Annotated in this window: 27 protein-coding genes; 17 read left to right on the top strand and 10 right to left on the bottom strand. The window is 44.9% G+C overall.

Features of this window, described 5'->3' with window-relative positions; all coding sequences use genetic code 11:
• Positions 1-19: 19 nt before the first annotated feature.
• Both ICN46_RS09895 and ICN46_RS09900 read left to right on the top strand, forming a co-directional pair.
• Positions 20-748, top strand: coding sequence for an ABC transporter ATP-binding protein (locus ICN46_RS09895; protein ID WP_216208111.1), 729 nt, complete (start codon positions 20-22; stop codon positions 746-748).
• Between the two features lie 131 nt (positions 749-879).
• A complete protein-coding gene (locus ICN46_RS09900) occupies positions 880-1,404 on the top strand; it encodes a DUF6803 family protein (protein WP_216208114.1) in 525 nt (174 codons plus the stop codon).
• 13 nt (positions 1,405-1,417) lie between these two features.
• On the opposite strand, the gene ICN46_RS09905 is transcribed toward ICN46_RS09900, so the two are convergent.
• Genes ICN46_RS09905 through ICN46_RS09920 form a run of 4 tightly spaced genes read right to left on the bottom strand, consistent with a single transcriptional unit; the run spans position 1,418 to position 4,127 of the window.
• A complete protein-coding gene (locus ICN46_RS09905; RefSeq protein ID WP_216208116.1) occupies positions 1,418-1,840 on the bottom strand; it encodes a hypothetical protein in 423 nt (140 codons plus the stop codon).
• On the bottom strand, positions 1,837-2,655 hold the full coding sequence (locus tag ICN46_RS09910; protein ID WP_216208118.1) for an FAD:protein FMN transferase: 819 nt from the start codon (positions 2,653-2,655) through the stop codon (positions 1,837-1,839). Before ICN46_RS09910 ends, ICN46_RS09905 begins: the two co-directional genes overlap by 4 nt.
• Positions 2,652-3,194, bottom strand: coding sequence for an FMN-binding protein (locus tag ICN46_RS09915; RefSeq protein WP_216208122.1), 543 nt, complete (start codon positions 3,192-3,194; stop codon positions 2,652-2,654). Before ICN46_RS09915 ends, ICN46_RS09910 begins: the two co-directional genes overlap by 4 nt.
• Positions 3,195-3,212: 18 nt before the next feature.
• A complete protein-coding gene (locus tag ICN46_RS09920; RefSeq protein ID WP_216208125.1) occupies positions 3,213-4,127 on the bottom strand; it encodes a DUF6662 family protein in 915 nt (304 codons plus the stop codon).
• A 148-nt stretch (positions 4,128-4,275) separates the two neighbouring features.
• On the opposite strand from ICN46_RS09920, the gene ICN46_RS09925 reads away from it, so the two are divergent.
• Positions 4,276-4,515: a DUF3820 family protein gene (locus ICN46_RS09925; RefSeq protein WP_216208126.1), complete on the top strand. Its 240-nt coding sequence runs from the start codon at positions 4,276-4,278 to the stop codon at positions 4,513-4,515.
• A gap of 1 nt (position 4,516) precedes the next feature.
• Here the strand turns inward: ICN46_RS09925 and ICN46_RS09930 are convergent, their stop codons facing one another.
• Positions 4,517-5,533 carry a DNA/RNA non-specific endonuclease gene (locus tag ICN46_RS09930; protein ID WP_216208129.1) on the bottom strand — a complete coding sequence of 339 codons (1,017 nt, stop codon included), beginning with the start codon at positions 5,531-5,533 and terminating at the stop codon, positions 4,517-4,519.
• 503 nt (positions 5,534-6,036) lie between these two features.
• On the opposite strand from ICN46_RS09930, the gene ICN46_RS09935 reads away from it, so the two are divergent.
• Positions 6,037-7,020, top strand: a complete 984-nt coding sequence (locus ICN46_RS09935) for a transglycosylase SLT domain-containing protein (protein ID WP_216208132.1) — start codon at positions 6,037-6,039, stop codon at positions 7,018-7,020.
• A 77-nt stretch (positions 7,021-7,097) separates the two neighbouring features.
• Here the strand turns inward: ICN46_RS09935 and ICN46_RS09940 are convergent, their stop codons facing one another.
• Positions 7,098-7,445 carry an FKBP-type peptidyl-prolyl cis-trans isomerase gene (locus tag ICN46_RS09940; RefSeq protein WP_370625530.1) on the bottom strand — a complete coding sequence of 116 codons (348 nt, stop codon included), beginning with the start codon at positions 7,443-7,445 and terminating at the stop codon, positions 7,098-7,100.
• 80 nt (positions 7,446-7,525) lie between these two features.
• On the opposite strand from ICN46_RS09940, the gene ICN46_RS09945 reads away from it, so the two are divergent.
• Entirely contained in the window at positions 7,526-8,542 is a 1,017-nt protein-coding gene (locus ICN46_RS09945) for a DUF6352 family protein (protein ID WP_216208138.1), read from the top strand.
• Here the strand turns inward: ICN46_RS09945 and ICN46_RS09950 are convergent.
• Positions 8,529-9,743, bottom strand: coding sequence for an MFS transporter (locus ICN46_RS09950; protein WP_216208142.1), 1,215 nt, complete (start codon positions 9,741-9,743; stop codon positions 8,529-8,531). The genes ICN46_RS09945 and ICN46_RS09950 overlap by 14 nt on opposite strands.
• Before the next feature lie 228 nt (positions 9,744-9,971).
• Between ICN46_RS09950 and ICN46_RS09955 the strand changes: the two genes are divergently transcribed.
• The 5 genes from ICN46_RS09955 to ICN46_RS09975 all read left to right on the top strand — a co-directional run bounded on the left by ICN46_RS09955 (position 9,972) and on the right by ICN46_RS09975 (position 15,438).
• Positions 9,972-12,206 carry an NADP-dependent isocitrate dehydrogenase gene (locus tag ICN46_RS09955; RefSeq protein ID WP_216208145.1) on the top strand — a complete coding sequence of 745 codons (2,235 nt, stop codon included), beginning with the start codon at positions 9,972-9,974 and terminating at the stop codon, positions 12,204-12,206.
• A 147-nt stretch (positions 12,207-12,353) separates the two neighbouring features.
• The gene (gene msrP / locus ICN46_RS09960; RefSeq protein ID WP_216208149.1) at positions 12,354-13,316 is read left to right on the top strand and encodes a protein-methionine-sulfoxide reductase catalytic subunit MsrP; all 963 of its coding nucleotides are present in this window, start codon (positions 12,354-12,356) and stop codon (positions 13,314-13,316) included.
• 31 nt (positions 13,317-13,347) lie between these two features.
• On the top strand, positions 13,348-13,935 hold the full coding sequence (gene msrQ / locus ICN46_RS09965) for a protein-methionine-sulfoxide reductase heme-binding subunit MsrQ (protein ID WP_216208152.1): 588 nt from the start codon (positions 13,348-13,350) through the stop codon (positions 13,933-13,935).
• Positions 13,932-14,495, top strand: coding sequence for a lipocalin family protein (locus ICN46_RS09970; protein WP_216208155.1), 564 nt, complete (start codon positions 13,932-13,934; stop codon positions 14,493-14,495). Before msrQ ends, ICN46_RS09970 begins: the two co-directional genes overlap by 4 nt.
• A gap of 19 nt (positions 14,496-14,514) precedes the next feature.
• Positions 14,515-15,438, top strand: coding sequence for an MBL fold metallo-hydrolase (locus ICN46_RS09975; RefSeq protein WP_216208158.1), 924 nt, complete (start codon positions 14,515-14,517; stop codon positions 15,436-15,438).
• Here ICN46_RS09975 and ICN46_RS09980 read toward each other — a convergent pair.
• The gene (locus ICN46_RS09980) at positions 15,435-16,001 is read right to left on the bottom strand and encodes a hypothetical protein (protein WP_216208161.1); all 567 of its coding nucleotides are present in this window, start codon (positions 15,999-16,001) and stop codon (positions 15,435-15,437) included. The two genes, ICN46_RS09975 and ICN46_RS09980, sit on opposite strands and share 4 nt — an antisense overlap.
• A gap of 282 nt (positions 16,002-16,283) precedes the next feature.
• Here ICN46_RS09980 and ICN46_RS09985 point away from each other — a divergent pair, with 282 nt between their 5' ends.
• Both ICN46_RS09985 and ICN46_RS09990 read left to right on the top strand, forming a co-directional pair.
• Positions 16,284-17,054 carry an SDR family NAD(P)-dependent oxidoreductase gene (locus ICN46_RS09985; protein WP_216208164.1) on the top strand — a complete coding sequence of 257 codons (771 nt, stop codon included), beginning with the start codon at positions 16,284-16,286 and terminating at the stop codon, positions 17,052-17,054.
• Between the two features lie 2 nt (positions 17,055-17,056).
• On the top strand, positions 17,057-17,815 hold the full coding sequence (locus ICN46_RS09990) for a molybdate ABC transporter substrate-binding protein (protein ID WP_216208166.1): 759 nt from the start codon (positions 17,057-17,059) through the stop codon (positions 17,813-17,815).
• A 14-nt stretch (positions 17,816-17,829) separates the two neighbouring features.
• Here ICN46_RS09990 and ICN46_RS09995 read toward each other — a convergent pair whose 3' ends face one another.
• The gene (locus ICN46_RS09995; protein ID WP_216208168.1) at positions 17,830-18,366 is read right to left on the bottom strand and encodes a DUF2889 domain-containing protein; all 537 of its coding nucleotides are present in this window, start codon (positions 18,364-18,366) and stop codon (positions 17,830-17,832) included.
• Positions 18,367-18,472: 106 nt separating this feature from the next.
• Here ICN46_RS09995 and ICN46_RS10000 point away from each other — a divergent pair, with 106 nt between their 5' ends.
• Together ICN46_RS10000 and ICN46_RS10005 are read left to right on the top strand one after the other, a co-directional pair.
• Positions 18,473-19,207, top strand: coding sequence for a pseudouridine synthase (locus ICN46_RS10000; RefSeq protein ID WP_216208171.1), 735 nt, complete (start codon positions 18,473-18,475; stop codon positions 19,205-19,207).
• Positions 19,200-19,496, top strand: coding sequence for a 4a-hydroxytetrahydrobiopterin dehydratase (locus tag ICN46_RS10005; RefSeq protein WP_216208175.1), 297 nt, complete (start codon positions 19,200-19,202; stop codon positions 19,494-19,496). The genes ICN46_RS10000 and ICN46_RS10005 overlap by 8 nt, the downstream gene beginning before the upstream one ends.
• Before the next feature lie 14 nt (positions 19,497-19,510).
• On the opposite strand, the gene ICN46_RS10010 is transcribed toward ICN46_RS10005, so the two are convergent.
• The gene (locus ICN46_RS10010; RefSeq protein WP_216208178.1) at positions 19,511-19,726 is read right to left on the bottom strand and encodes a hypothetical protein; all 216 of its coding nucleotides are present in this window, start codon (positions 19,724-19,726) and stop codon (positions 19,511-19,513) included.
• 253 nt (positions 19,727-19,979) lie between these two features.
• On the opposite strand from ICN46_RS10010, the gene ICN46_RS10015 reads away from it, so the two are divergent.
• The 3 genes from ICN46_RS10015 to ICN46_RS10025 are packed head-to-tail and all read left to right on the top strand — an operon-like array spanning position 19,980 to position 23,309.
• Positions 19,980-21,431 carry an LVIVD repeat-containing protein gene (locus ICN46_RS10015; protein ID WP_216208182.1) on the top strand — a complete coding sequence of 484 codons (1,452 nt, stop codon included), beginning with the start codon at positions 19,980-19,982 and terminating at the stop codon, positions 21,429-21,431.
• Positions 21,415-21,825 carry a cupredoxin domain-containing protein gene (locus tag ICN46_RS10020; RefSeq protein WP_216208186.1) on the top strand — a complete coding sequence of 137 codons (411 nt, stop codon included), beginning with the start codon at positions 21,415-21,417 and terminating at the stop codon, positions 21,823-21,825. Before ICN46_RS10015 ends, ICN46_RS10020 begins: the two co-directional genes overlap by 17 nt.
• 5 nt (positions 21,826-21,830) lie before the next feature.
• Entirely contained in the window at positions 21,831-23,309 is a 1,479-nt protein-coding gene (locus ICN46_RS10025; RefSeq protein WP_216208187.1) for a hypothetical protein, read from the top strand.
• The last annotated feature ends 14 nt before the right edge of the window (positions 23,310-23,323 follow it).

A 23,323-nucleotide genomic window follows, 5' to 3' on the forward strand; every position in this document is an offset into this window, starting at 1 on the left:
TATTGAATCGGTAAATACCATGTTATCTATTAAGAATCTTGAAGCGGGTTACGGCAAAGTTAAAGTTCTTCACGGCATCAGTATTGACGTGCCTAAAGGGCAGGTGATTACTTTGATTGGATCTAACGGCGCTGGTAAAACAACCACTATGCGCGCCATTACTGGCATGATTAAACCTACTGGTGGCGAAGTGACCCTGGGTGGTGAAAAGATTGATGGTTATGACTCCCATAAAATTGCTCGATTAGGCTTAGCTCACAGTCCTGAAGGTCGTCGCGTCTTCACGACCATGTCGGTCAATGACAACCTTCTCTTGGGTGCTTTTCCACGCTTTACTGGCAGCCGCCCCAAGGGTGATATCAAGAATGACCTAGAGCATGCCTTAGAAATGTTCCCTCGTCTAAAAGAGCGTCGCAACCAGTTGGCTGGTACCTTGTCTGGCGGTGAACAGCAAATGCTAGCGATGGCTCGTGCGGTCATGCTAAACCCAGAAATCATTCTGCTTGATGAGCCATCGATGGGTCTTGCTCCGATTTTGGTTGAGGAAGTGTTCAAGATTATTTCTAATCTCAAAGCGCAGGGCGTAACCATGTTGCTAGTGGAGCAGTTTGCGGCAGCGGCTTTGAAGGTTGCTGACTATGGCTATGTATTGGAAAATGGAAGGATTGCTACCCATGGGCCTGCTAGCAAGCTTCAGGATGATCCTGCTGTGAAGGCTGCCTACTTAGGTGGTGCCGGCGGTCATTAATCGATTCTCGCCATGTTCAATTGAAGGCCCTCTTATCGAGGGCTTTTTCTTTTGGCGGGGTTAAATGGAAGTGAGCGATACCTTCGCTTGAGGGTGTATTCTGGTGCTAAGACAGAATAAGGAATAAGCAAATGAACATGACTCACTACATGCAATTGCTGGCGAATAATCAGCCCTGGAATCTGATTCTCTTTATGGCTATCCCGGTGGTTTTAGCCGAAACTTTAGCGATCACCGAGCTATACATCCTCTTTACTCGTAGATTCCATGGTTTGGTTTGGTCTATCAACCGCATCTCCGGCGCTCTTGTTGGTATATATTTTGTGGGCATTATTTATTATTTAGTCACAACGGCAGTTATTCCAATTACCAAAGCAGGTGAATGGAGAACAGTGATTGATGTGATTGCGGTGGGCACCTATTTAATTGGCGGGTTACCACTCATCTGGATTGCACTGCAAGAGTTGGGTTTTGTGAATAAGGCGATGAATCGCGAGGGCAAGCTGAAGATTCATGCTATTTGTGTGGCACTCTTCTTAGTGTTTGGGCATATTGCCATGATTAGCGGCATGTTGGATCCCGGTCTCTTGGGGTATCAGCCAGCACACGCGATGGAAATGCCGGCTGCTGAAATGCCGATGACTCATCAGCATTAAAGATTTACTTGGCTTAGCTTGGGTGCAGTCTTCGCTGGGCTAGTACACCATGGAATGTAAATAGGCTAAAAAATAACAATCCAGTAAGCCAGTGGATCAAGATAATGTCATCTCTTATTGATGCTGGGCCGTAATAAAGCAGGGCGCCAGAAATTGTGAGGATCGATAAAACTATTAATTGGCTAATTCCGCTGATGACCTTTCTGTTTGCTTTTAGGCCGACCTTTAAATGAAACGGCAGCACTGATCCTAGCGCTAGTGTGGCAATGATGGCTGTTATGCCATGAACAGAAAGCACTGAGTGTGTTCCAAGCCATTCTTTTTGTAACGAGAATTGACTCCCAAGTAAGTATGCGATGCCTGATGAGGAGCAGATCAACATCCCTGTAAGAACAAAGTATTTTTGCCAGCTTGCCATTTTGCCTAAACGACTCATACTTCAATCCTGATCGCTTGTGCCGAGAAATGGGAAAAGCAAGGATGATCCAATTTATTGGAGAGAGCTAAGACTTTGGTGAGCGCATCTGCATGGATACATTTTTTAGCAACGATCGAAAAAGATTCTGAAAAATGATGCTGAGCTTGATTGATTGGATTCACGATATGACTAGCGGCATGACTTTCATGTTTAGAAAAATATAGACCGCTGGTTGCGATAGATCCGTTTTGTAGTTCGCCAATATTGATTAACTCTGAAGGTGAGGCGGGGTTGCGAATCCGAATAGACCTCGCTTGATTTCCAAAGACCCTTAGATCACCGCCGGCATTGACATAGCCCGACTCGATTCCATTTGCTAGTAGGCTGTCGACTGCGATATCGACTGCGAATCCTTTGGCAATCCCACCTAAGTCTAGACAGAGCGGTTTATGTGAAAAAATGATATTTGAGTCTATAAAGACGAGATCTTCAATTCCACCAAATTTAAACGGCAATAAATCTAGATTGTCGGGAAGTAAGCCAGTTGCCACTAGGCGATGCCCAATACCACAGTTAAAAAGACCATTAGATTGCGTGTATACCTCACGCGCAGTTCTGAGCACTTGAGCAGTCCATGGATGAATCTCAATGCTTTGTAGGTGCGATAGGGCATTGATTTTGGAGAGCTCACTTTGAGGGTCATGAAAACCCATGAGGGCTTGCACTTTCTCTATAGTGGCAAAGGCTTTATACATAGCATTTTCTTGCGAATGTTTCATTGAGTGAATTGAGATTTCTACAAAGGTCCCAAGCAGTGGTTTGCAACGGGTCATTTGCTTTGAGGCTTCTTCAGGGCTTGGTCATAGAAGGCCAGAACTCGTTTCACACCATCAGTGATGTGCTTGCAAGATAGGGTGGCACCGCCAATATTTTGAATATCTTGATTAAGCTTGACAGGGTCGCTAGCCGTCTTGCCTATAAATTGCTGTCGCCAATGTGCTTCGGCGACCTCGTATCCATAAGACTCGATGTACTCTAATATTTCGATGCTTTGTACGCTACCAGCGGGGGTAAGCCCCACCGCATAAGTAATCATTTCATGTTTACCAACCACTTCATCCACTATGAGCCAACTACCATCTGACCCCTTCCAGACTCGGTCACCTTGAAATGGATGGCGAATGCTAGAGGCGCTACGCATCTTATCCTGCAGATCTGCCGTAATTAGAATGGGATTTTTAGTGAATGGTTTATTGGGAAAAATCAGCTTCTGCGCTTGTTCAATCGAAAGATAAATCTTTGCTTGCGCAATGATGGGGGCTGAAGCCATAGCTAGACCTGCAACAACAAAGTGGTTGGGTTTCCAATTCATGATGATTGTGCGCTCACACTAGTTCAGTGGAAATCCGACTTTGACAATAAATTCATTAACTGAATGGCTATCCCACACTCGGGCATTGGAGCATTCTGCTTCACCACCACCCATACAGTTACCACCTTTTAATTGATAGCGCCAAGCTCCTGTAACCCACCAGTCTTTGGCGGCATAGTGCATATTGGGCCCAACGAAAGTAGCCCTTTGGACTTGGTTGCGTAAATTTAATTCTGAGTAATCATTGTGCAGACGCGCCTCAACACCGGCTGACCATTTCGGTGCAAATCGATAACTGGCTCCGACCAAGAAATCCATCATGGATTCGGGCACATTGCCGTTCTCGATAAATTTGAGACGCTCATTGGCTAGCACTACATTGCCTGCCAATATCAGTCGATCATCAATGAAATTCGATTGCAGTAAGAGTCGCGCTTCAATTTCATCTTTGTTTCTCCCCCAAGTGGGTTCTAAATAAAGCCCTACTCCAACTGGTGATGTCACGGGGTTAGTGATACGGTAGATGGCCTCTAGTGACCCACCCTCTATGCCACTCTTCCTGTAAGCGGTGCTGGGATCATGGCTAGATGGTACGCCATAGCCTCCAGTGCAGGTAGGGCTATCTCCACAAGCTTCTGGATTTGTATAGTTTTGATTGGCATTGGTGTAATAGGAGTTGATGTAGCCGGCAACCTGCAAATCATTTGTGAGTCCGTACTCAAGCTCTGATCGCGCAGTCCATGCCTCATAAGTTCCAGAAGATTGCTGTTGATTGAGTTGAAGTCGTTGCTCAAATTCCCACTTTCCCTTAGGCTGAAGATCAAGGGTGTAAATCCAGCCAAATGCTCCTTCACCTGCATGTGCAAAAGAGAAATGGAGTGCCGTCGCCAAGAGTATGGAAAACGCGATGAGTCTTTTGATAGTTAATTTCATGGGTTCCGTTTGGTTGGTGAATAAATCTAAATGAGAATGATTCTTAATATACAATATTAAATAAGAATAATTCTCAATAAAAAAATGACCATGACAGAGTTAATGAAATATTTTTTAGATAGAGCGTGCCACTTGTAAGATGGGGGCTATGGATTCACAAGCACTTGAAAAACTTGTCCTGATGAAGATGCCCTTTGGCAAGCATGCTGGGCGTGCCATTGCCGATTTACCCGGGAATTACTTGGCTTGGTTTGCACGTGAAGGTTTTCCGAAGGGCGAGCTCGGGCAGTTGCTTGAATTGATGCATACCTTAGACCACAACGGCTTACGTGGTTTATTGGCACCGATTCAAAGAGCGCATGGTTTAACGCGCTCTAAATCACCTTAAGTTACTTTGAGCGAATAATAGCAGTGACCCGATTGCGCTCATAGCTTGCTGTAGCGGAATCTGGTGGGCTGCTTTGGGAGAGTTTAAGTTGTACTGAGGTCTGACGTTGAATTTCTTGAGCAATTTTTTTAGCTAATTCAGGATTACGGTCATATTGAATTTGAATGCTAGCAATCTTGCCCGCCTTGCTGTTGGCAATAATTTCCTGAACCTTGCTGGGTGAGTAGTCATCAAAAAAAATGGGATACCAGCCACCTACCAAGGGTTGTTGGTTCTGGTGCTGTTGATTCATTTTCTTGCCGTCTATAGAGGCAACATCGTCTGGTAAATGAAAATCAATCCCCGTTTTCGCTTTCAAATCCTGATAGGTAATCGGAGGGGACATAGTGGCTTCATTGGTGTTCTCAACCCAATATGCCCAGGCAGTATTTTTGCTTGGTTCATAAACCAGTTTGAATAAATGATCGGGAATGGCGACCCTGCCATTACCAATACTTCCCATCTTTCCAGTCGAACCCGTAAAGACGTATAGTTCTCCACCAGCTCTTTTGGCATATTGCCGAGTAGGCTCTTCTACATTTTTAGCCCAAATACCCTGATTATTTTGCCTAGCCTGCGGCATCATATTGGCCAATGAGAAAGATTGCGCCATTGCTCTTTCATTGGTCATATCGCCAGCAGGGACGTTGTGCCCACGGTCATACCCACTGCCCCGATAATCTGAAAGCAGGGCGCGTTCTTGATATGGCAGGCGAGCTTCTTCATAAAATTGGTTTGTTCTTTTGGGGTGTGGACCTGCTAAGCGCTCCCCATTAAGCTTCTCGACTGTATATATAGGTTTTTTATCTAATGGTGAGTAATAGACCGCAAAGGCATCAAAGCACAGGTCACGTCCAGCTTGAGCGCTAGTGGGAATACGTTGATCAGGGAAAAGATCCTTGCATTCATCAAAGAGGGCAAGTGCACTTAGCGGACTCAGCAGGGAGATGAATAGAAAAAGTTGGGCAATCCATTTCATATTTAGTAAGTGTAGGCGAGACCTCATCCAGGCGCATGATTGACCATCAGACTAGCCTGAAGGCTAATAAGAATCAGGGTTTTGGAGTATTTTTTTAAAACCCCCAGCCTCCAAATTAGAATCTCAAGCGATGATTTTCGGTACAGTGGCAAATTGCTTCCCATCACTACCGGTAGAATTTTTTCTTAGAGAAAATACTAAATGTATGGGTTTGCTATTGATTTTTCTTTCCCGAATTGTAAAAAAGTAGGATTTCACCCCGTTTTTTACAGTATGAAATTAGTACCCACTTACATTTTTAAGTCATTGATAAGTAAAGACTTATTACAAGATGAGTCCTCTCTATCGATGTGAATTCATATTTCTATATGAATTAGTTATGGAAATTCATTTACTTATTCTTGACTTGATATAAGAACCTTCTTAGCATGGCTCATGTTTTTCATATATTGCACTGCAACATAAATCGGAGCATTGGTTTGTGATCTTGTGTAACAAGGCGAATGAGTAAAAGTTTTTCAAACAATTTGAGTCAACTGCAGATTGCCCGTCAGGCAAGATTGTCAGGCGTTGATTATCTGAATCGCGCCATGGCGCCGGTATATCGCGTACTAAATAGCTTGCTAGTAATTGCTGTATTCATGTTGGTTGGCCTTTGGCTTTCTGGCAATGGTACTAATGCTGGAGCTTTTGATTTGGCGCGCATTTTGGTTCCAGATGAGGCGCGTCATATTGTTTGGCAGAATGGTCTAGGCACTGCTGATGCAAATAAAGAGGTAACCAACAGTCAGCCACTTGACCAAGACTTTTTGGCAAACTCCTATAGCAGGGTACAGCTTGGGCAGCAGTTCGGCCTGGTCAGTGCAAAAAAACAGACTATTGCCTTGCTAATGCCCTCAGTGGCGCGCGCTCAAATTAAGCCGATTTCGCATTTGACGGATCAAATCCCAACTTCAAAGATTGATCCGCAGGCCCTCGACAGTAATTTAATGGGTTCGATTCATAATCAACGAGCTGTAGCAGACTTTTTTGAAAAGAAATATAGCCTCGACCGCAGCAAGATTGAGGAGTACGTTTCTAATGCTGTACTGATTGCTAAAGAGGCAAACATTGATCCCGTCTTGCTGCTAGCAGTGATGTCGGTGGAGTCTAATTTCAATCCCAATACCAAGAGTTATGCTGGGGCAGAAGGTTTGATGCAGGTAATGACTGCGGTGCATAAAGATAAATATGCGCTCTATGGTGGAACCTCAGATGCAGTTAAGCCCGAGGTGAATATTCGGGTTGGTGCTTACATTCTGAAAAATCTGATTGCGAGCGCAGGTTCCTTGCGCAATGGCCTAAAGTTCTATGTTGGTGCAGCCAATGCTGAAGATGATGGTGGCTACGCTGATAAGGTGATGGCTGAGCGTCGTCGCATCATGAGCGTCTGTCAGCCTGCAGTCTCAAATAAACTAACGCTTAATGGCAAAGATTTGCGCTCATAACGTTTGTAAGAAAGCAAAAATAAAGGCCACCAGATATGGTGGCCTTTATTTTTTATAGAGCTCTTGGCAAGCGCTATTTAATTTACTCCATGCAATTCAACATCAAACACCAATGTAGCGTTGGGTGGAATGACGCCGCCGGCACCACGCGCGCCATATCCCATCTCCGCGGGGATGATGAGGGTGCGTTTGCCGCCGACCTTCATGCCTGCTACACCTTGATCCCAGCCCTTAATGACATGGCCGGCGCCTAAAGGGAAGCTAAATAACTGGCCGCGATCTAGGGAGCTATCAAATTTCTGGCCCTTATTCTCAGGGGCATTCTCATCAAATAGCCAGCCGGTATAGTGGACATCAACTTCTTGGCCCGGGGTTGCTTCTACGCCAGAGCCTACTACGCTATCGATTTTCTTAAGTTCACTCACAATATTTTCCTCTTCAACTGAAATTGATTGGCTAGTATATTCTGAGCCCTGTTTCATGTCTTCTTCAACGCAAAGCGCTTATGACAAATTATTGGCCTAGTTCTGCCTATCAGACCCTAAAGATTAGCCCCGATAATCAATTGCTGGTCACGGATGATTTTTTGCGGACATACCTACTCAGACCGGAGTTAAATTTAGTGCCCGAGTCTTGTGCTGCTGAAAAAGCTTTGCACCAGTGCTTAATGGCTAGCCCCCGCACTGAAATCACTGCCAGCGATATTGCCGCTATGGCTGATGAAGATATTCGGGCGAACTACCAAGTATGGCTACGCTATCGATCTAAATTATTGGCTGCAAGCTCCCTGGAAAATTTTTATATGGGGTTGTTTGAAGGCGAGGGAGTGGATGTGCCGCCATTATTTATTTCGCAGTTAGCGCAAATATTTGTACGCCATATTTTAAGTGACGCACCCCATCCATTGGATGCTCGCATGGGAGAATTATTTTTCAGACCCCAAAAGATTAGTGTCTTAGATGATGGTGTTGTGATGGGCGCGGATGACGAGGTGGTCTCACGCAATGCTCAGGCAGGAGAAACCGGAAACATTATGGATTTACTGAAAGGTAAATCGATGATGATGCGATCGATTGATTTAGACGTTTTGCATGAAGGGAATGCCGAGCTTTATTGGAGTAGGGATGATGATTATGATTTAGCGGTTCAGCTTAATGTTGGTCAGCCGCCGATCAACCACTTCAGTCGCCTCTTGGAAAAATGGGTTGATCATTTTTTAGGGGTAAAAGTACGTATTACGCCAATGCAGCAAATCACCGATACAAAATGGTCATGGCATGTTGGCCTAGATGCGGCAGCCACCGAAATCTTGAATAAACTCTATAACGAAGAGACTCTAGAGCCCGATGAGTTAGCTAAAGTGATCTGCCTTTTCCGGTTGGACTTTATTGATACCGCTGCTGTGCCTCGGGCACTCGAAGGTAAGCCAGTTTATTTAGGCATTGCCATGAATGACGAAAAACAATTAAAACTTAAGCCGCAAAATTTGCTATTCAATTTACCGCTAGCTAAAACGTCGTAATGGATTGATTGGCGCTTTTATTTTTTTGCTTATGTAGACTTAGCCAAACCAGCGCTGCCCCCGTAATGGAAACAGGAATGATCGAGCTTAGATTGAGGATGTCCCAACCTTGACCTGTAATCATGGCACCAGAGGCAAGTGAGGTGAAGGCCATGGTTCCAAAAACAAAGAAATTAATAACTGCCTGGGCTTTATCGCGCTCATCCGGTTTGTAAGTTGTCATTGCTAGCGAGGTGGATCCGGTGAACAAGAAGTTCCATCCATTGCCGAGTAAAAATAAGGCAATGGCAAATTGATGCAGATTTGTGCCGGTTAGCGCGATCGCAATGCATAGAAAATTGAGTAGCACTCCCAGGCCCATAATTTTTAGAGCTCCAAATCTTTGAATTAGTGAGCCAGTAAAAAATCCCGGAGCAAACATGCCGATGACGTGCCATTCCAATACGAGCGCAGTCTCTGAAAAAGGCAGGCCGCATATTTGCATTGCTAATGGGGTCGCGGCCATGAGCAAGTTCATCACGCCATAACCAAGTGCTGCACCAATGACTGCAACCATGAAGACTGGTTGCCTCAAGATTGTCTTGAGATCTCTGCCAGCCCCCAGTGTATGTTGGGTTTTAAATTCCGCCGGAAAGTGAATACATTGCATCACGACGATGCCGATCAAGGCAGCAATCGAAAGTGTTATGTAAGCCCCAAGAAAGGCAGTCTCAAATAGATTCTTGGTCCAAGAGGCAAGATTGGGTCCCACAACCGCTCCTAGTAGGCCCCCTGCTAGCACCCAAGACACTGCCTTATCCCTTTGGCTGGCAACAGTTAACTCTGCGGCGGCGAACCGGTATAGCTGGCCATTGGCAAAGTAGTAACCCGAAATAAAGGTGCCACACACTAAGAGCCAGAAGTTTTTGGTAGATGCCGCATAGGCACAGAGCAGGGCAGAAAATACGGCAACTAACAGGCCAAGCTGAAAAGAGGTCTTGCGGCCAAAGTAGTTCTGAGTCTTCGCCACGATAGAGGTAGAGAAGGCGCCGCCAACCACATACCCCATGACGGGCAATGTAGCCATCCAGGTCGCTGGACTTAGGCTTAGGCCAACTAGACCATTAATGGCTATGAAAGTGACATTATTTGTTAGGAAGAGCCCCTGGCAAATAATGAGCAATACAAGATTTTTGTTAAGGAGGGGGTGCTTACCAGTCATGGAGTGCAGTTTACGGTGAATTTGCTTTATGCATTGTGTTGGTGGATTCCCTTAAATTGGGAAAAAGGACCAGTTTGGGGCGCAAATCCAGTACTTTTCGCAATGTCGATGATTTAAAATAGAAATCTCACCCCACTAGCGATTGCCCGTTAAGTCTGGCCAACGGAATGTGAGGGTGACAAGGCTTAAACCGAGCCCTGCAAATTTACCAAAATCGAGGAAATATTAATGGCTTCAGAGAAATCAAAGATCATTTACACGCTGACAGATGAGGCGCCACTTTTGGCGACTTGTGCATTTTTGCCAGTGATTCGTACTTTTACAGCACCAGCTGGAGTTGAAGTTGTCACGAGCGACATTTCTGTTGCCGGGCGAATCTTGGCTGAATTCCCAGAATTTTTGACTGAAGAGCAAAAAGTTCCCGATAACTTGGCTGAACTAGGGCGAATGACCTTATTGCCTGACACCAATATTATTAAGCTGCCTAATATCAGTGCATCTGTTCCCCAATTGCTAGCTGCCATTAAAGAATTGCAGTCTAAGGGCTACAAGATTCCAAATTTTCCAGATGATCCTAAAGATGATGCTGAAAAAGCCATCCGTACTCGTTACTCTAAGTGCTTAGGTAGTGCTGTTAATCCAGTCTTGCGCGAAGGGAATTCAGACCGCCGCGCCCCTCCCGCTGTAAAACGCTATGCACGAAAAAATCCTCACACTATGGGTGAATGGAGTCAGGCTTCGCGCACTCACGTTTCCCATATGCATGGTGGCGACTTCTATGCAGGTGAGAAGTCAATGACAATGGATAAGGCATGTGACGTGAAGATGGATTTGGTCACTAAGAGTGGCAAAACCATTGTGCTCAAAGCCAAAACATCGTTACTTGCTGGAGAGATTATCGACAGCATGTACATGAGCAAGAAAGCGCTTTGCGAGTTCTACGAAAAAGAAATTGAAGATGCTTATAAAAGCGGCATGATGCTTTCACTGCATGTGAAGGCAACGATGATGAAGGTCTCGCACCCTATCGTGTTTGGTCATGCGGTTAAGATTTTCTACAAAGACGCTTTTGCAAAGCATGCAAAATTATTTGAAGAGCTAGGTGTCAATGCTAACAATGGTATGAGCAGCCTTTATGACAAGATCAAAACCTTGCCAGAATCGAAACGTGAAGAAATCATTCAAGATTTGCATGCATGCCATGAGCATCGTCCGGCATTGGCAATGGTCGATTCAGCCAAAGGGATTACCAACTTGCATTCTCCAAGCGATGTGATTGTTGATGCATCAATGCCTGCCATGATTCGCGTTGGCGGAAAAATGTGGGGTGCCGATGGTCGTCTACATGACACTAAGGCTGTGATCCCAGAAAGTACCTTTGCTCGTATTTATCAAGAGATTATTAACTTCTGTAAGACTCATGGCAACTTTGATCCAACCACCATGGGCACAGTACCAAACGTAGGTCTGATGGCTCAGCAAGCCGAAGAGTATGGTTCACACGACAAGACTTTTGAGATTCCAGAGGCTGGTGTAGCGCGGATTGTTGCTGACGACGGCACTGTTCTGCTCGAGCAAAATGTGGAAGAGGGTGATATTTGGCGTATGTGCCAAGCTAAAGACGCACCGATTCGTGATTGGGTGAAACTAGCCGTGAATCGTGCACGCCTTTCGAATACACCTGCAGTGTTCTGGTTGGATGAATACCGTCCACATGAGGCTGAGTTAATTAAGAAGGTTAAAACTTATCTCAAGGATTACGATTTGACGGGCGTTGATATTCAAATCATGTCTCAAACACGTGCAATGCGTTATACCTTAGAACGTGTTATTCGTGGCAAGGACACCATCTCTGTGACTGGCAATATCTTGCGTGACTACCTCACGGATCTATTCCCAATCATGGAATTGGGTACTAGCGCGAAGATGTTATCGATTGTTCCATTGATGGCTGGTGGTGGCCTCTTTGAAACAGGTGCAGGTGGTTCTGCTCCTAAGCACGTGCAACAGTTGGTTGAGGAAAACCATCTGCGTTGGGACTCGCTTGGTGAGTTCCTGGCCTTGGCTGTCTCGCTTGAGGATATTGGCGATAAAACTGGCAATACCAAAGTCAAGATTCTGGCCCGTACATTGGATGAGGCCACTGGCAAATTGTTAGAGAACAATAAGTCGCCTTCTCCACGCACGGGTGAGTTGGATAATCGTGGTAGCCAGTTTTATTTGGCAATGTATTGGGCTGAGGCCTTAGCCGCACAAACAGACGACAAAGAATTGCAAGCCCACTTTGCGCCACTGGCTAAATCATTGCTTGCGAATGAGGAAAAGATTGCCGGAGAGCTGAAGGCAGTTCAAGGTAAGCCGGCAGATATTGGCGGTTACTTTATGGCCGATACACAAAAGTGCGAAGCAGTTATGCGCCCAAGCGCAACCTTCAATGCGGCTTTGAAGGCGGTAGCAGTCTAATTAGCTCAAATTCGCTAATGCAAAAAAGGCAAGCCGAAAGGTTTGCCTTTTTTGTTGTCTGAGGCTAGAGAAATAGGTGGTCGAGCAATAAAATGATAAGAGTAGGAGAATGAGGATTGATCCAGCTTGAATGAAAAGGCTACTGCTATGCGCTTTACAGATAACACCATCTTGCCTAGTGAAATTACCCCCAAAAGTATCTTTGAGGGGCGCCGTGAGTTGATCAAGGCTGCCGCAGCTGGCAGTTTTGGCTTGGCCCTAGCGCCTTGGTTTGCCCGCGAGGCTTTGGCGGCAAATCCGGATAAGTTGGTCGTTAATCAAAATACTGCTTATGCGTCCAAAGATGAGTTGAGTGGCTACAAGAATGTCACTAGCTATAACAACTTTTATGAATTCGGAACAGACAAAACAGATCCATTCGTCAATGCTGGCACCCTCCAAACTAGGCCTTGGACTATTTCAATTGAGGGGCTAGTAAAAAAACCAGTGACTCTGGATATTGATGCCCTGCTAAAGCTCGCACCACTGGAAGAGCGTATTTACCGCATGCGTTGTGTAGAAGGTTGGTCAATGGTCATTCCTTGGGATGGCTATGCCTTATCTAAGTTATTGAACAAAGTGGAGCCACTGGGTTCTGCTAAGTATGTAGAGTTCATTTCTTTGGCTGATCGCAAGCAAATGCCAGGGGTAAAGAGCAACATCATCGAATGGCCCTATCGAGAGGGTTTACGTTTAGATGAGGCCATGAATCCTTTAACCCTTTTGACATTTGGTTTGTATGGAGAGGCTTTGCCAAAACAAAATGGGGCACCCGTACGCATCGTGGTGCCATGGAAATACGGCTTTAAGAGTGCCAAGTCGATTGTCAAAATTCGACTTACTGAAGAAATGCCAAAGACTAGTTGGAGCCAGTTTGATCCACGGGAGTATGGCTTCTATTCCAATGTAAATCCATTGGTAGATCATCCCCGCTGGAGTCAGGCTACAGAACGTCGCATTGCGGATAACAAGGGTGTATTTGCGCCGAAAATTAAAACGGAAATGTTTAATGGTTATGGTGATCAGGTCGCCAGCATGTACGCCGGCATGGACCTGAAAAAGTTCTACTAACTCAAAGTAGACTTACGCGAAGCGCTCCGTGATGAAAGTGATGATCTTTCTACTGGCATTGATACCATTAGACCGCTTGCTTTGGCTGGGTTTGACGGATGGTCTTGGCGCCAATCCAATTGAGTTCATTACCAGGTCGACTGGAACTTGGGCCCTGGTACTTCTTTGTATTACCTTAGCGATGACGCCCTTACGTCTACTGACTAACTCCCTGTTTTGGATAAAAATTCGCAGGATGCTTGGTTTATTTAGCTTCTTTTATGCGGCACTACATTTTTTAATTTGGCTTTGGCTGGATCAAAACTTTGATTTGCTTTCTATGCTCAAGGATATTGTTAAAAGGCCATACATTACGATGGGCTTTGCAAGTTTTGTCTTGTTGATTCCGCTCGCGCTGACTTCCAATCACTGGATGCAACGCAAATTGGGAAGACGTTGGTCTCAGTTGCATCGTCTAATTTATTTCATAGCATGTACTGTGATACTTCATTATTGGTGGCATAAAGCTGGCAAGAATGATCTTCAGACAGTTTCTATTTACGCGCTTATTGTGTGCTTGCTATTGTGTTGTAGGATTCCCTTTGTTAGAAGCAAACTCATTTTAAATAAGGTCAAATGAAAATTTCACACCCCACAACAGCCATAATCTTAGGCTTGATCACTAGTGCCTTGCTGTTTCAGGCAAAGGCGTATGGTGAGAGTACTCCGCTGCCAGTGCAGACGATTGCAGCGTTAGAGCTGCCTCGCTATCTGGGGGCTTGGTACGAGATTGCCAAATTCCCCAACTGGTTTCAGAAGAAATGCGTTGGCAGCACTAAGGCAGTGTATTCACTCAAGGATGATGGCAACGTGCAAGTGCTCAATAGCTGTAAAACAGCTAGCGGTGAAACTTCCTCTGCCCAAGGTACAGCAAAACAGATTGGTGCTAAAGATTCTCCAAAACTGGAGGTGCGCTTTGCGCCTGACTGGCTTTCATTTCTTCCAATGGTTTGGGGCGACTACTGGGTAATTGATCTAGACTCTCGTTATCAGGTTGCTGCAGTTAGTGATGCAAAGCGAGATTATCTTTGGATCTTATCTAGAACTCCGCAGATAGATCCAAAGGTTTACGATGATTTGTTATTGCGTTTACAGCAACAACAATTTGACATACGTAGACTAGAAAAGACTCCGCAGTAGAGTTCATTCAAAGACCGTTATGAATCATTTTGTATTGCCACCCGGAATTCAAATCTTCGAAAGAGGATGGCTTTCAGCAAATAATATTTTGCTCTATGGCAATGGCGATGTCTCGTTAGTGGATACAGGATATTGTGCGCATCAAGATCTCACGCTGGACTTAGTAAAAAATGCTTTGCAAAAGCATGGGCTATTCAGTTTGAATAAGATTGTTAACACTCATCTACATTCAGATCACTGTGGCGGTAATGCCGTGTTGTTTAAGGCTTACCAGCCCGAGATTTATATCCCTGCAGCAGAGGCTTTAGCAGTGAGCTCTTGGGATGAGGAGTTGCTCAGTTATCACAACCTAGGGCAAGAATGCCCACGCTTTTCGTATTCAAATTTGTTGCTTCCTGGGAGTGAGATCGTTTTAGGCTCGCATCTATGGCAGGTCTTGGCTGCACCAGGGCATGACCCGCACTCGGTCATGCTCTATCAAGCCAACCATCAAATTTTAATTTCAGCCGATGCTCTATGGGAAGAGGGGTTTGGGGTGATATTCCCGGAGCTATGGGGCGAGAGCGGGTTTGAAGAGGTGGCGCAAACCTTAGATCTTATTGAGGGTTTGAATATTGCTTTTGTTATCCCTGGACACGGCAAGCCTTTTGCTAATGTAAAAAAGGCCCTCGAGGCGGCACGCTCAAGATTAGATTACCTTGCCTCCGATCCAGATCGAAATGCACGGCATGGCGCTAAAGTCCTATTAAAGTATAAATTGCTTGAGTGGCGCAGCATAGAGATGCGAAAGGTAAGTCAATGGATTGCCAATACCCCTGCATTGCTGGCTGCCGCGACTTTGCTGAATATGGAAGTGGGAGAGATGGCAGCATGGCTTCCCCTAGCCTTAGTAAAATCTCGTGCCGCTAGGATTGAGCAAGAGCATTTAGTCAATCTCGATTAAAAATTAAAGGAAACTTTTCCATATACAGACCACTTGTATTCAGGATAGGTTTCCACAACCTGTTTGCTCGCTCCAATGGCTAGTAAAAAGTTTTTATTGAGGCGGTGGGTCACCATTGCATCGATTGGCACAAACCAGCCACCACCTGCAGTATTGTGGACAATCCCGTTCTCATCCCAGAGGCGCAGTTGGGTATCGTGTGCGAGATGAATTCCTAGCGTTGGAAATAGAGATAAAGTCCTCAGTAAGGTACCTTGATTGGGGCTAGCTGTACCAGCGTTATTTTTGGAATCAAAGCCATACATATAGCGCATGAGTGGGGAAAAATCATTTAATACCGAGTGACTGCCTTCAACTGGGCTAAACGAGGCGCTAACTTGGGGTCCAGCCACCCATTGACCATTATTCCCGAAAGGAAAAATAATACGACCGCCAAAATTAGCCTGCCAGCCTGGCAGTCCTCCCCAGACGGTGAGCAAGGTATTGCCAGCGCTATATTGGCCTGTTGCTTGTGATGGTAATGTGGGGCCATAATTCGCAATGTAGGATGTATCCAACCTCATTGTTCCTCTCCATCGATCGATCTTGAGAGGTTCGTAATACCGTAGTTTCAGGGTATCGCTGTAGTTTTCAGATCCTTGGTAATTATGATATCCCCAGAATTCTAGAATGTGATCTTCAGTATGATCTTGAGAGACATTTTTTAGATCTGAATGAATTATTAAGTCCGCAGTATCGTTAGCCCAGCATAGCCGCATAGTGCTAAGCAGTAGGGTTAGTAGAATGACGTACACGAATCGCATATAGGCGGTAATATTAAATGACGAAGACAGGAAGAGGAATATATGGAACATACTGCATTAGTTACTGGCGCAACTGCTGGTTTTGGTGAGGCAGCCGCCCGTCGCTTTTTAGCTCATGGCCATAAAGTCATTGCGCTAGGTCGAAGAATGGAGCGTCTTGAGGCTTTAAAGTCAGCATTGCCTCCTGAGCAACAGAAAAAATTATTGCTCTTAGCGCTCGATGTTTGTGACAGCGCAAGGGTTGACCAGTTAGCCGCTAGCTTACCAGCAGAATTTGCTCAAGTGAGTGTTTTGGTAAATAACGCAGGTCTCGCGCTAGGCCTAGAACCGGCTCATCAGGCGGTACTTTCGGATTGGGATCGTATGATTGATACCAATATCAAAGGACTGGTACATATGACGCGTGCTTTTTTACCTGGCATGGTTGATCGTAAACGTGGCCATGTGATTAATATCGGTTCGGTTGCAGCAAATTACCCCTATCCCGGCGGCAACGTCTATGGCGGTACGAAGGCCTTTGTAAAGCAGTTTAGTTTGAACTTACGTGCTGACCTTAGCGGTACTCCGGTTCGTGTTACGTGTATTGAGCCAGGAATGTCTGGCGGTACTGAGTTTTCTAATGTGCGCTTTAAGGGTGATGATAATAAAGTCGAGAGCGTCTATGCTGGTGTTCATGCGCTTACTGCGGATGATATTGCGGAGGCTATTTTTTGGTCAGCAACCTTACCTAGTCATATGAACATCAATGTGTTGGAAGTGATGCCTGTTCAGCAGGCTAGTGCCCCCATGAAGATTCATCGCGGAAGTTTTTAAAAATGATACTGTCCCTACGCTCGTTGTTCATTACCCTGATTTTTTTCTCATTGAGCACTCATGCAGCTGAGTATCGATTTTATTCGGCCGCTGGTGCTAAGGTGCCATTGATTGAGTTATCTCAGTTATTTAATCAAACTAATTCCGGTAGTCATATTGTGAATAATTTTGATACTGCTGGGGCTGCTGAGAAAAAATTCTTTGAGGACCCAAAGAGTACTTGCTTGATCACAACGCAGGTGCGTATTAATAGCGCCTTAAAGTCAGGCGCTCTGAAAGGGCAGGCGCAAATTCCATTGGCGGATACACTTGGTGCGTTGGCATCTTCAAATCCAGCCAAGCCTTCAATTTCCAATACCAATGAGCTAGTCAATACTTTGCTTAGTGCAAAGTCGATTGCATTCTCTAATCCAGCCAATGGCGCAACTGTAGGCTTGCATTTTCAGGAGATGATTAAAAAATTGGGTATCGAGAAGCAGGTAATGGAGAAAGCTATTCTTGCCAGCGATGGTGTAGAAACCATGAAACTTGTTTTAGCTAAAAAAGTTGAGCTGGGCGTTACACAAATGAGTGAAGTCATTCAGGCAGATCGAAATACCTTAGTTGGTCCTTTTCCTGCTGAGTTTGAGTTGGCAACTAGGTACTCTTTATGGTGTAAAGAGCCGGGGCTGCCAGAAATTTCTGCGTTTATTGGTTTGTTGACGTCACGTTTTGGCGCGCAAGTTTTCAGTTACAACGGCTTGCGCCCAGTGCAGCAATGATTGTTTGATTGTTGTTATTCTGATTTCCATTTGTAGAACTTGGGAAAATGGCGCATCACTGCTGTGCCATTGAAGTCCCAAGCTTTGCATTGGCCCAAATAGAGTGGCGGCTTATTTTCATCCTTATCAAGTAGTGCGCCTGGAATAGATTGGTATGCCGCTGTTCCAATATTAGCCAGTAGTTCGCGTAAATGGGTGCATCCTTTAAGCCCTCCCAAATGGAGATCAATTACTTTTCGCCACCCTTTACCAAGGCGGGCTCCAATTAGGGCATCCATCGGCGGAATAACTTGGGGACATTCAGGGTGAGGATGCTTATCCATCGATACTTCAATAGCCTGAATGATGAACTCGCTATTTAAGGTTAAGCGTAGCCACATATCATGTACGGCGTCGCCCGGAGCCCAAGTTACTCCACCGGTGGTAAAGGGGTATGCTTTTGTATCTTTGAGGTGCGCCTCGATATCCCAGAGTCCATCTTCTCGTGCATATCCCGAAAAGGTAATTTCGCGTGTGTGCAGTGGGGTGCGCGTTGTTGGAGTAGAAAGCATTGGTATAGGTGTTCACTCATTCTAAAGAAGTAAATAGCAATGATAATGATTCAAGCGGCAGCAACTGCAAATTGCGTAAAACTCTATAGTATTCTCACTGAAATATATGGCAAAACCAGTCTCCTTAGAAAAAATTCTCTTTAGCCAAGGCTTTGGCACCAGGCGGTATTGCAGCGATTTAGTCTATGCTGATTTAGTCAAAATCAATGGTGTTGTAGCCGAAGACCCCGAAGAACGCATCTTGACCGAAGGCCTCGTTTTAAATGTAGAAGGTCAGGATTGGGAATTCCATGAAAAAGCGTATATCGCTTTTAATAAACCCGCAAATTATGAGTGCTCGCATAAAACTTCTCATCATCCTAGCGTCTATAGTTTGCTGCCTCGTCCATTTGTCGAGCGCGGCTTGCAGTGCGTAGGGCGCTTGGACTATGACACTACTGGATTGCTTTTAATTTCTGATGACGGTCAGTTTATTCACAAGATGACTACGCCCAAGAAAAACATTGGCAAGGTCTATGAAATTACGACTTCTGAGCCCATCACCTCAAAGCAAATAGAGCATCTTTTAAAAGGCGTTGTGCTGGATGATGATCCTCGGCCCTGCCAAGCGGTAGCCTGCAAACAGTTAACTGAGAATACATTAGCAATGACTATTGTTGAGGGGCGCTACCATCAAGTAAAGCGCATGATGGCCGCTGTGGGAAATCACGTTGCAAGACTGCATCGCACCGAGATTGGTCAATATAGAATGCCCGCTGATTTGGCGGAAGGTCAATGGCGTTGGTTGTATGCGGATGAGTTAAAAATGCTCTCTAGAAGCGTTGAGGCGGATCATGCCTGAGCAGAAGTTGCTATCAGATAGGGTTGATATTCAGAGGAGGCTACCTGAGTGGCATGTGAGCCCTGATTTAAAGGCGATCTCGCGAGAATTTGCGTTTCAGAATTTTAAAGCTGCTTTCGAGTTTATGAAGCTCTCCGCTCAGTACGCAGAAGAGAACAATCATCATCCGGATTGGTCAAATGCCTGGAACATAGTGAATGTGTCTCTTAGCACTCACTCACTCCATGGAATCACCGAACTAGACCTTGCCATGGCAAATGCGATGGATGCGTTTGCTCGACAGGTCTAGCAATCTGTCTGCGATTAATGCTCTTCTTCCTCATCATCTTCTGAGGTCATACTCATGAGGATGGTTGCTAGCAGGCCATAGACAACCTCGGTTGCAATCATGCCGTCTTCATCGAGTTCGTCCATCAGATCATTGAGGCAATCTTCTGTAGGCTCATTTAGAAGGGTCATTGCGCACTCGCACCCGTAGTCGAAGTCTTCGTCGTTTTGGGTTTGATCTTCGTTAGTCATGGCAATTCCTTTATTGATTCTCCAGAATAGCAAATAAAGGCGCTTTTAGGGGTTTGATCTTAGGGGGTGCATGAATTAACCCCCTGGAATGCTGATTTATTCCGAGAAAACCTCCCCCATCGGTACTGGTAAATATTTATTTAAATTTAATTGAAAATTGTGTAAAGTCAGAGGAAATTAAACAAGAGTTTAAATATCCGAGACAAGTTATTTTGTGCACTGCAAAATAATTCTAAAAAAGAATGGAGACAATATGAGTTTGATGAAGTCTAAATTAGCATTGCTAGGTGCAACTGCACTTCTTCTAGTTGGTGCGGTAAACGCGCAGGGCGTCGATAAAGCCAAGAACATGAAGCTAGAGGGTTACAGCGATCTGCAAGGACGCACTGCCTATCAACCCACTATTCAAAAGCAAGGCGATCGTTGGATTGCTTATGTTGGGCACCATGGGGACAATAAACTAAACCCCCTCAATGGAAAAATGGAAGATAACGGGACATCTATTATTGATGTAACCGATGTTAAGCACCCTAAATACCTTTACCACGTGCCAGGTGATGTCGGTAAGGCCGAGCAGGGCGGCAGTCAGATGGTTCGCGTATGTAGTGGCGCCACTTTGCCAAAAGCAGATAAGAGCAAATTTTATATGCTGAGGACTTTTGGAAATCAAGCGCACGAGATTTGGGACGTTTCAACACCAGAAAATCCTACGTTATTGACTACGATTGCTAAAGGCTTGAATGGCACACATAAAAACTTTTGGGAATGTGACACCGGCATTGCCTATTTAGTTTCAGGTAATCCCCAGTGGCGCACCAATCGCATGACTCAGATTTATGACTTGTCTGATCCTGCTAAACCTGTTTTCATCCGTGATTTTGGCTTAGTTGGCCAACAGCCAGGCTCCTCAGGTGCGGTACCAGTAGATTTGCATGGCGCAATATCGACAGGTCCAAAGGGCAATCGAGTGTATTTTGGTTATGGTACTAATGGCAACGGAGTAATTCAGATCGTAGACCGTGAAAAGTTGTTGAACGGACCGAAAGACCCTACGCCAGAAAACCTCCTCTATCCGGAAGTTTCTCGCACTTATATGCCAACGATGAATGGTGCGCATACGACTTTCCCATTGCTTGGCGTGGAAATTCCCGAGTTCTCCAAGAATCTACTCGGAGCGAAGCGCGATTTCATTGTTGTTACTAATGAGGCCATCCAAAAAGAATGTTTAGAAGGTCGTCAAATGGTTTGGGTGGTTGATGCAACCAATGAAAAACATCCATTTGGCGTTTCAAACTGGGGACTTCCAGAGAAGAAAGAGGGCTACTGTAGTAAAGGCGGTCGCTTTGGTACCCATTCTTCAAACGAGAATATGACTGACGTTTTCTATAAAAAGTTAATGTTCATTACTTACTTCAATGCCGGTGTTCGCGCATTGGATGTTCGTGACCCATTCTCGCCAAAAGAAGTTGGTTACTTTGTACCGGCCATGAATAAAAATACTGTAGTGCTAGAAACCCCAGCAAGTCAAAGAGGCAAACTACCCTTTACTGAGGCTTCTAATCGCAAGGTAATCCAAACCAACAACGTTGATGTTGATGAGCGTGGATATATCTATATTGTTGATAGAGCAAACACGGGTATGCATATTCTTTCTGTAACAGGACCAGCGCGCGACATTGCAAATTGGAATGCGGCTGTTAAGTGATGTTTTGGGGTGGTTGCCATCTCTGAAGATGAGAAAAATTCTACAGAGATGCCTCCTCCCCTTTTTGTTGTTTGCTCTAGTCTCTCATGCGCAAGCTGAGGCTAGAGTATTTAATATCAATATCAAAAATGGCGTCATCCCATCCGCCGATAGATTAATGCGGGTGCAAAAGGATGATCAAATCACGTGGAGAATTGAGAGCAATTCGGATGGCGAGCTGCATATCCATGCTTATCAAATTGATTTAACCATTAAAGCTGGCGTTAAGAAGGTGTATTCATTTAAGGCTTTTGCTTCCGGTCGCTACCGTGTCGAGTGGCATCCTGAGAGTGAGCGAGGGCTAGGTATTCATCATGAGGACAGCTTAGCTCTCTTCGAAGTTTTTCCTAAGTAGGTCTCGTGTTTAATTTCTGTTCATTCATTATTTTTATTCTCGCCTCAGGTGTTGCGAATGCGCATAGCTTTGATGAGCGCTATGACTTACCAATTCCACTAGAGTTTTTTATCGTTGGCGGCGGTTTGGTGGTTGGTCTGTCATTTCTATTGTTGTTGATAGGCGAGAAATATTGGTCAAATCTTCGCTTCCGATCAGCCGTCCAAATTTCAATTCCCTTTAGTCGGTTAATGGGCATTGGTGTTCTATTGGTTCGAAGTATAAGCCTGCTTTTTTCCTGTTTAGTATTAGCGGCAGGTTTTTGGGGTTCTGGAAACCCGCTATTAAATTTAGCTACAAATTTTATTTGGATTAATTGGTGGCTGGGTTGTTCAATGGCAATAGCAATGCTGGGTAATTTTTGGCCCTTACTCAATCCGTGGCTAAGCCTCTTTGATCTTATCCAGTTCATTTTGCAGAAGCTGGGGTTTAAGAAAGGCAATGAATACGCTGGCTATCAATATCCTAAATGGCTCGGACTCTATCTTGCTACTGCGCTTTTATTGGCATGGAGCTGGATGGAGGTGGTGTATCCGATTGCTTATGTTCCCGCTAGAGTGACAACGATTGCCTTGATCTGGACCTTTTTAAATCTTTGCGGCATGTTTCTTTTTGGCAAGTCAGTTTGGCAAAGTCGTGGCGATGTTTTCGCTGTGTACTTCTCCATGTTGGGCCAATTCGGCATTTTTGCTTATATAAAGCAAGATCGCGCAATCTGCCTGCGTCTTCCAGGTGCGGGAATCGTGCAAGAGCTTGCTGTATGGCGTGGGGTCAATGGATTTGCAGCATTCATCATCGCTATGTTATCGATTGTCTTGTTTGACGGCTTGCACGGCAGTCAAGTATGGAATATTTTTCTTGGCTTACTTCAGTATCTTGGATTGGGCTGGGTTGCTTCGAGTTCATATCTCTCTGGAACAATCGGCTTGCTATTGGTTTGGGCGTTTTTTGCAGGTCTTTATTATTTTTCTTGCTCGCTCTCGAGTCGTTTATTTTCACTAGCAAGCCCCTCAATTTTGGCTAATATATTTGCCGGGTCCTTAATTCCGATTGCTGTGGCTTATCTGATTGCTCATGGTTTTTCAAGTCTGATAATTCAGGGTCAGAATATCTTCTTTTTAATATCTGATCCTTTGAGTTTGGGTTGGGATCTCTTTGGAACTGCTGCATATCGACCTAATATTGGGATTATTGATGCTGGTACAACCTGGTATTTAGCAGTAAGCTCTATTGTCATTGGGCACGTTATCGCACTGGTAGTGAGTCACGGGCTAACTTTGAAAGTTGCTCATGCTACTCGTGCTGTAAGTCTAGTCACATTGCCGCAAACAGTGTTGATGATCCTGTTTACGATGTTAAGTTTAATTATTATTGCTGAGCCAATGACGACCTCCGAGTTTTCATTGTTGCCGGATATTTGTTTTGTTCAAGAGCCTCAACAATGAAGATGAGTTTCAAA

It is taken from the genome of Polynucleobacter sp. Latsch14-2, from assembly GCF_018881925.1.
Classification (GTDB): Bacteria; Pseudomonadota; Gammaproteobacteria; order Burkholderiales; family Burkholderiaceae; genus Polynucleobacter.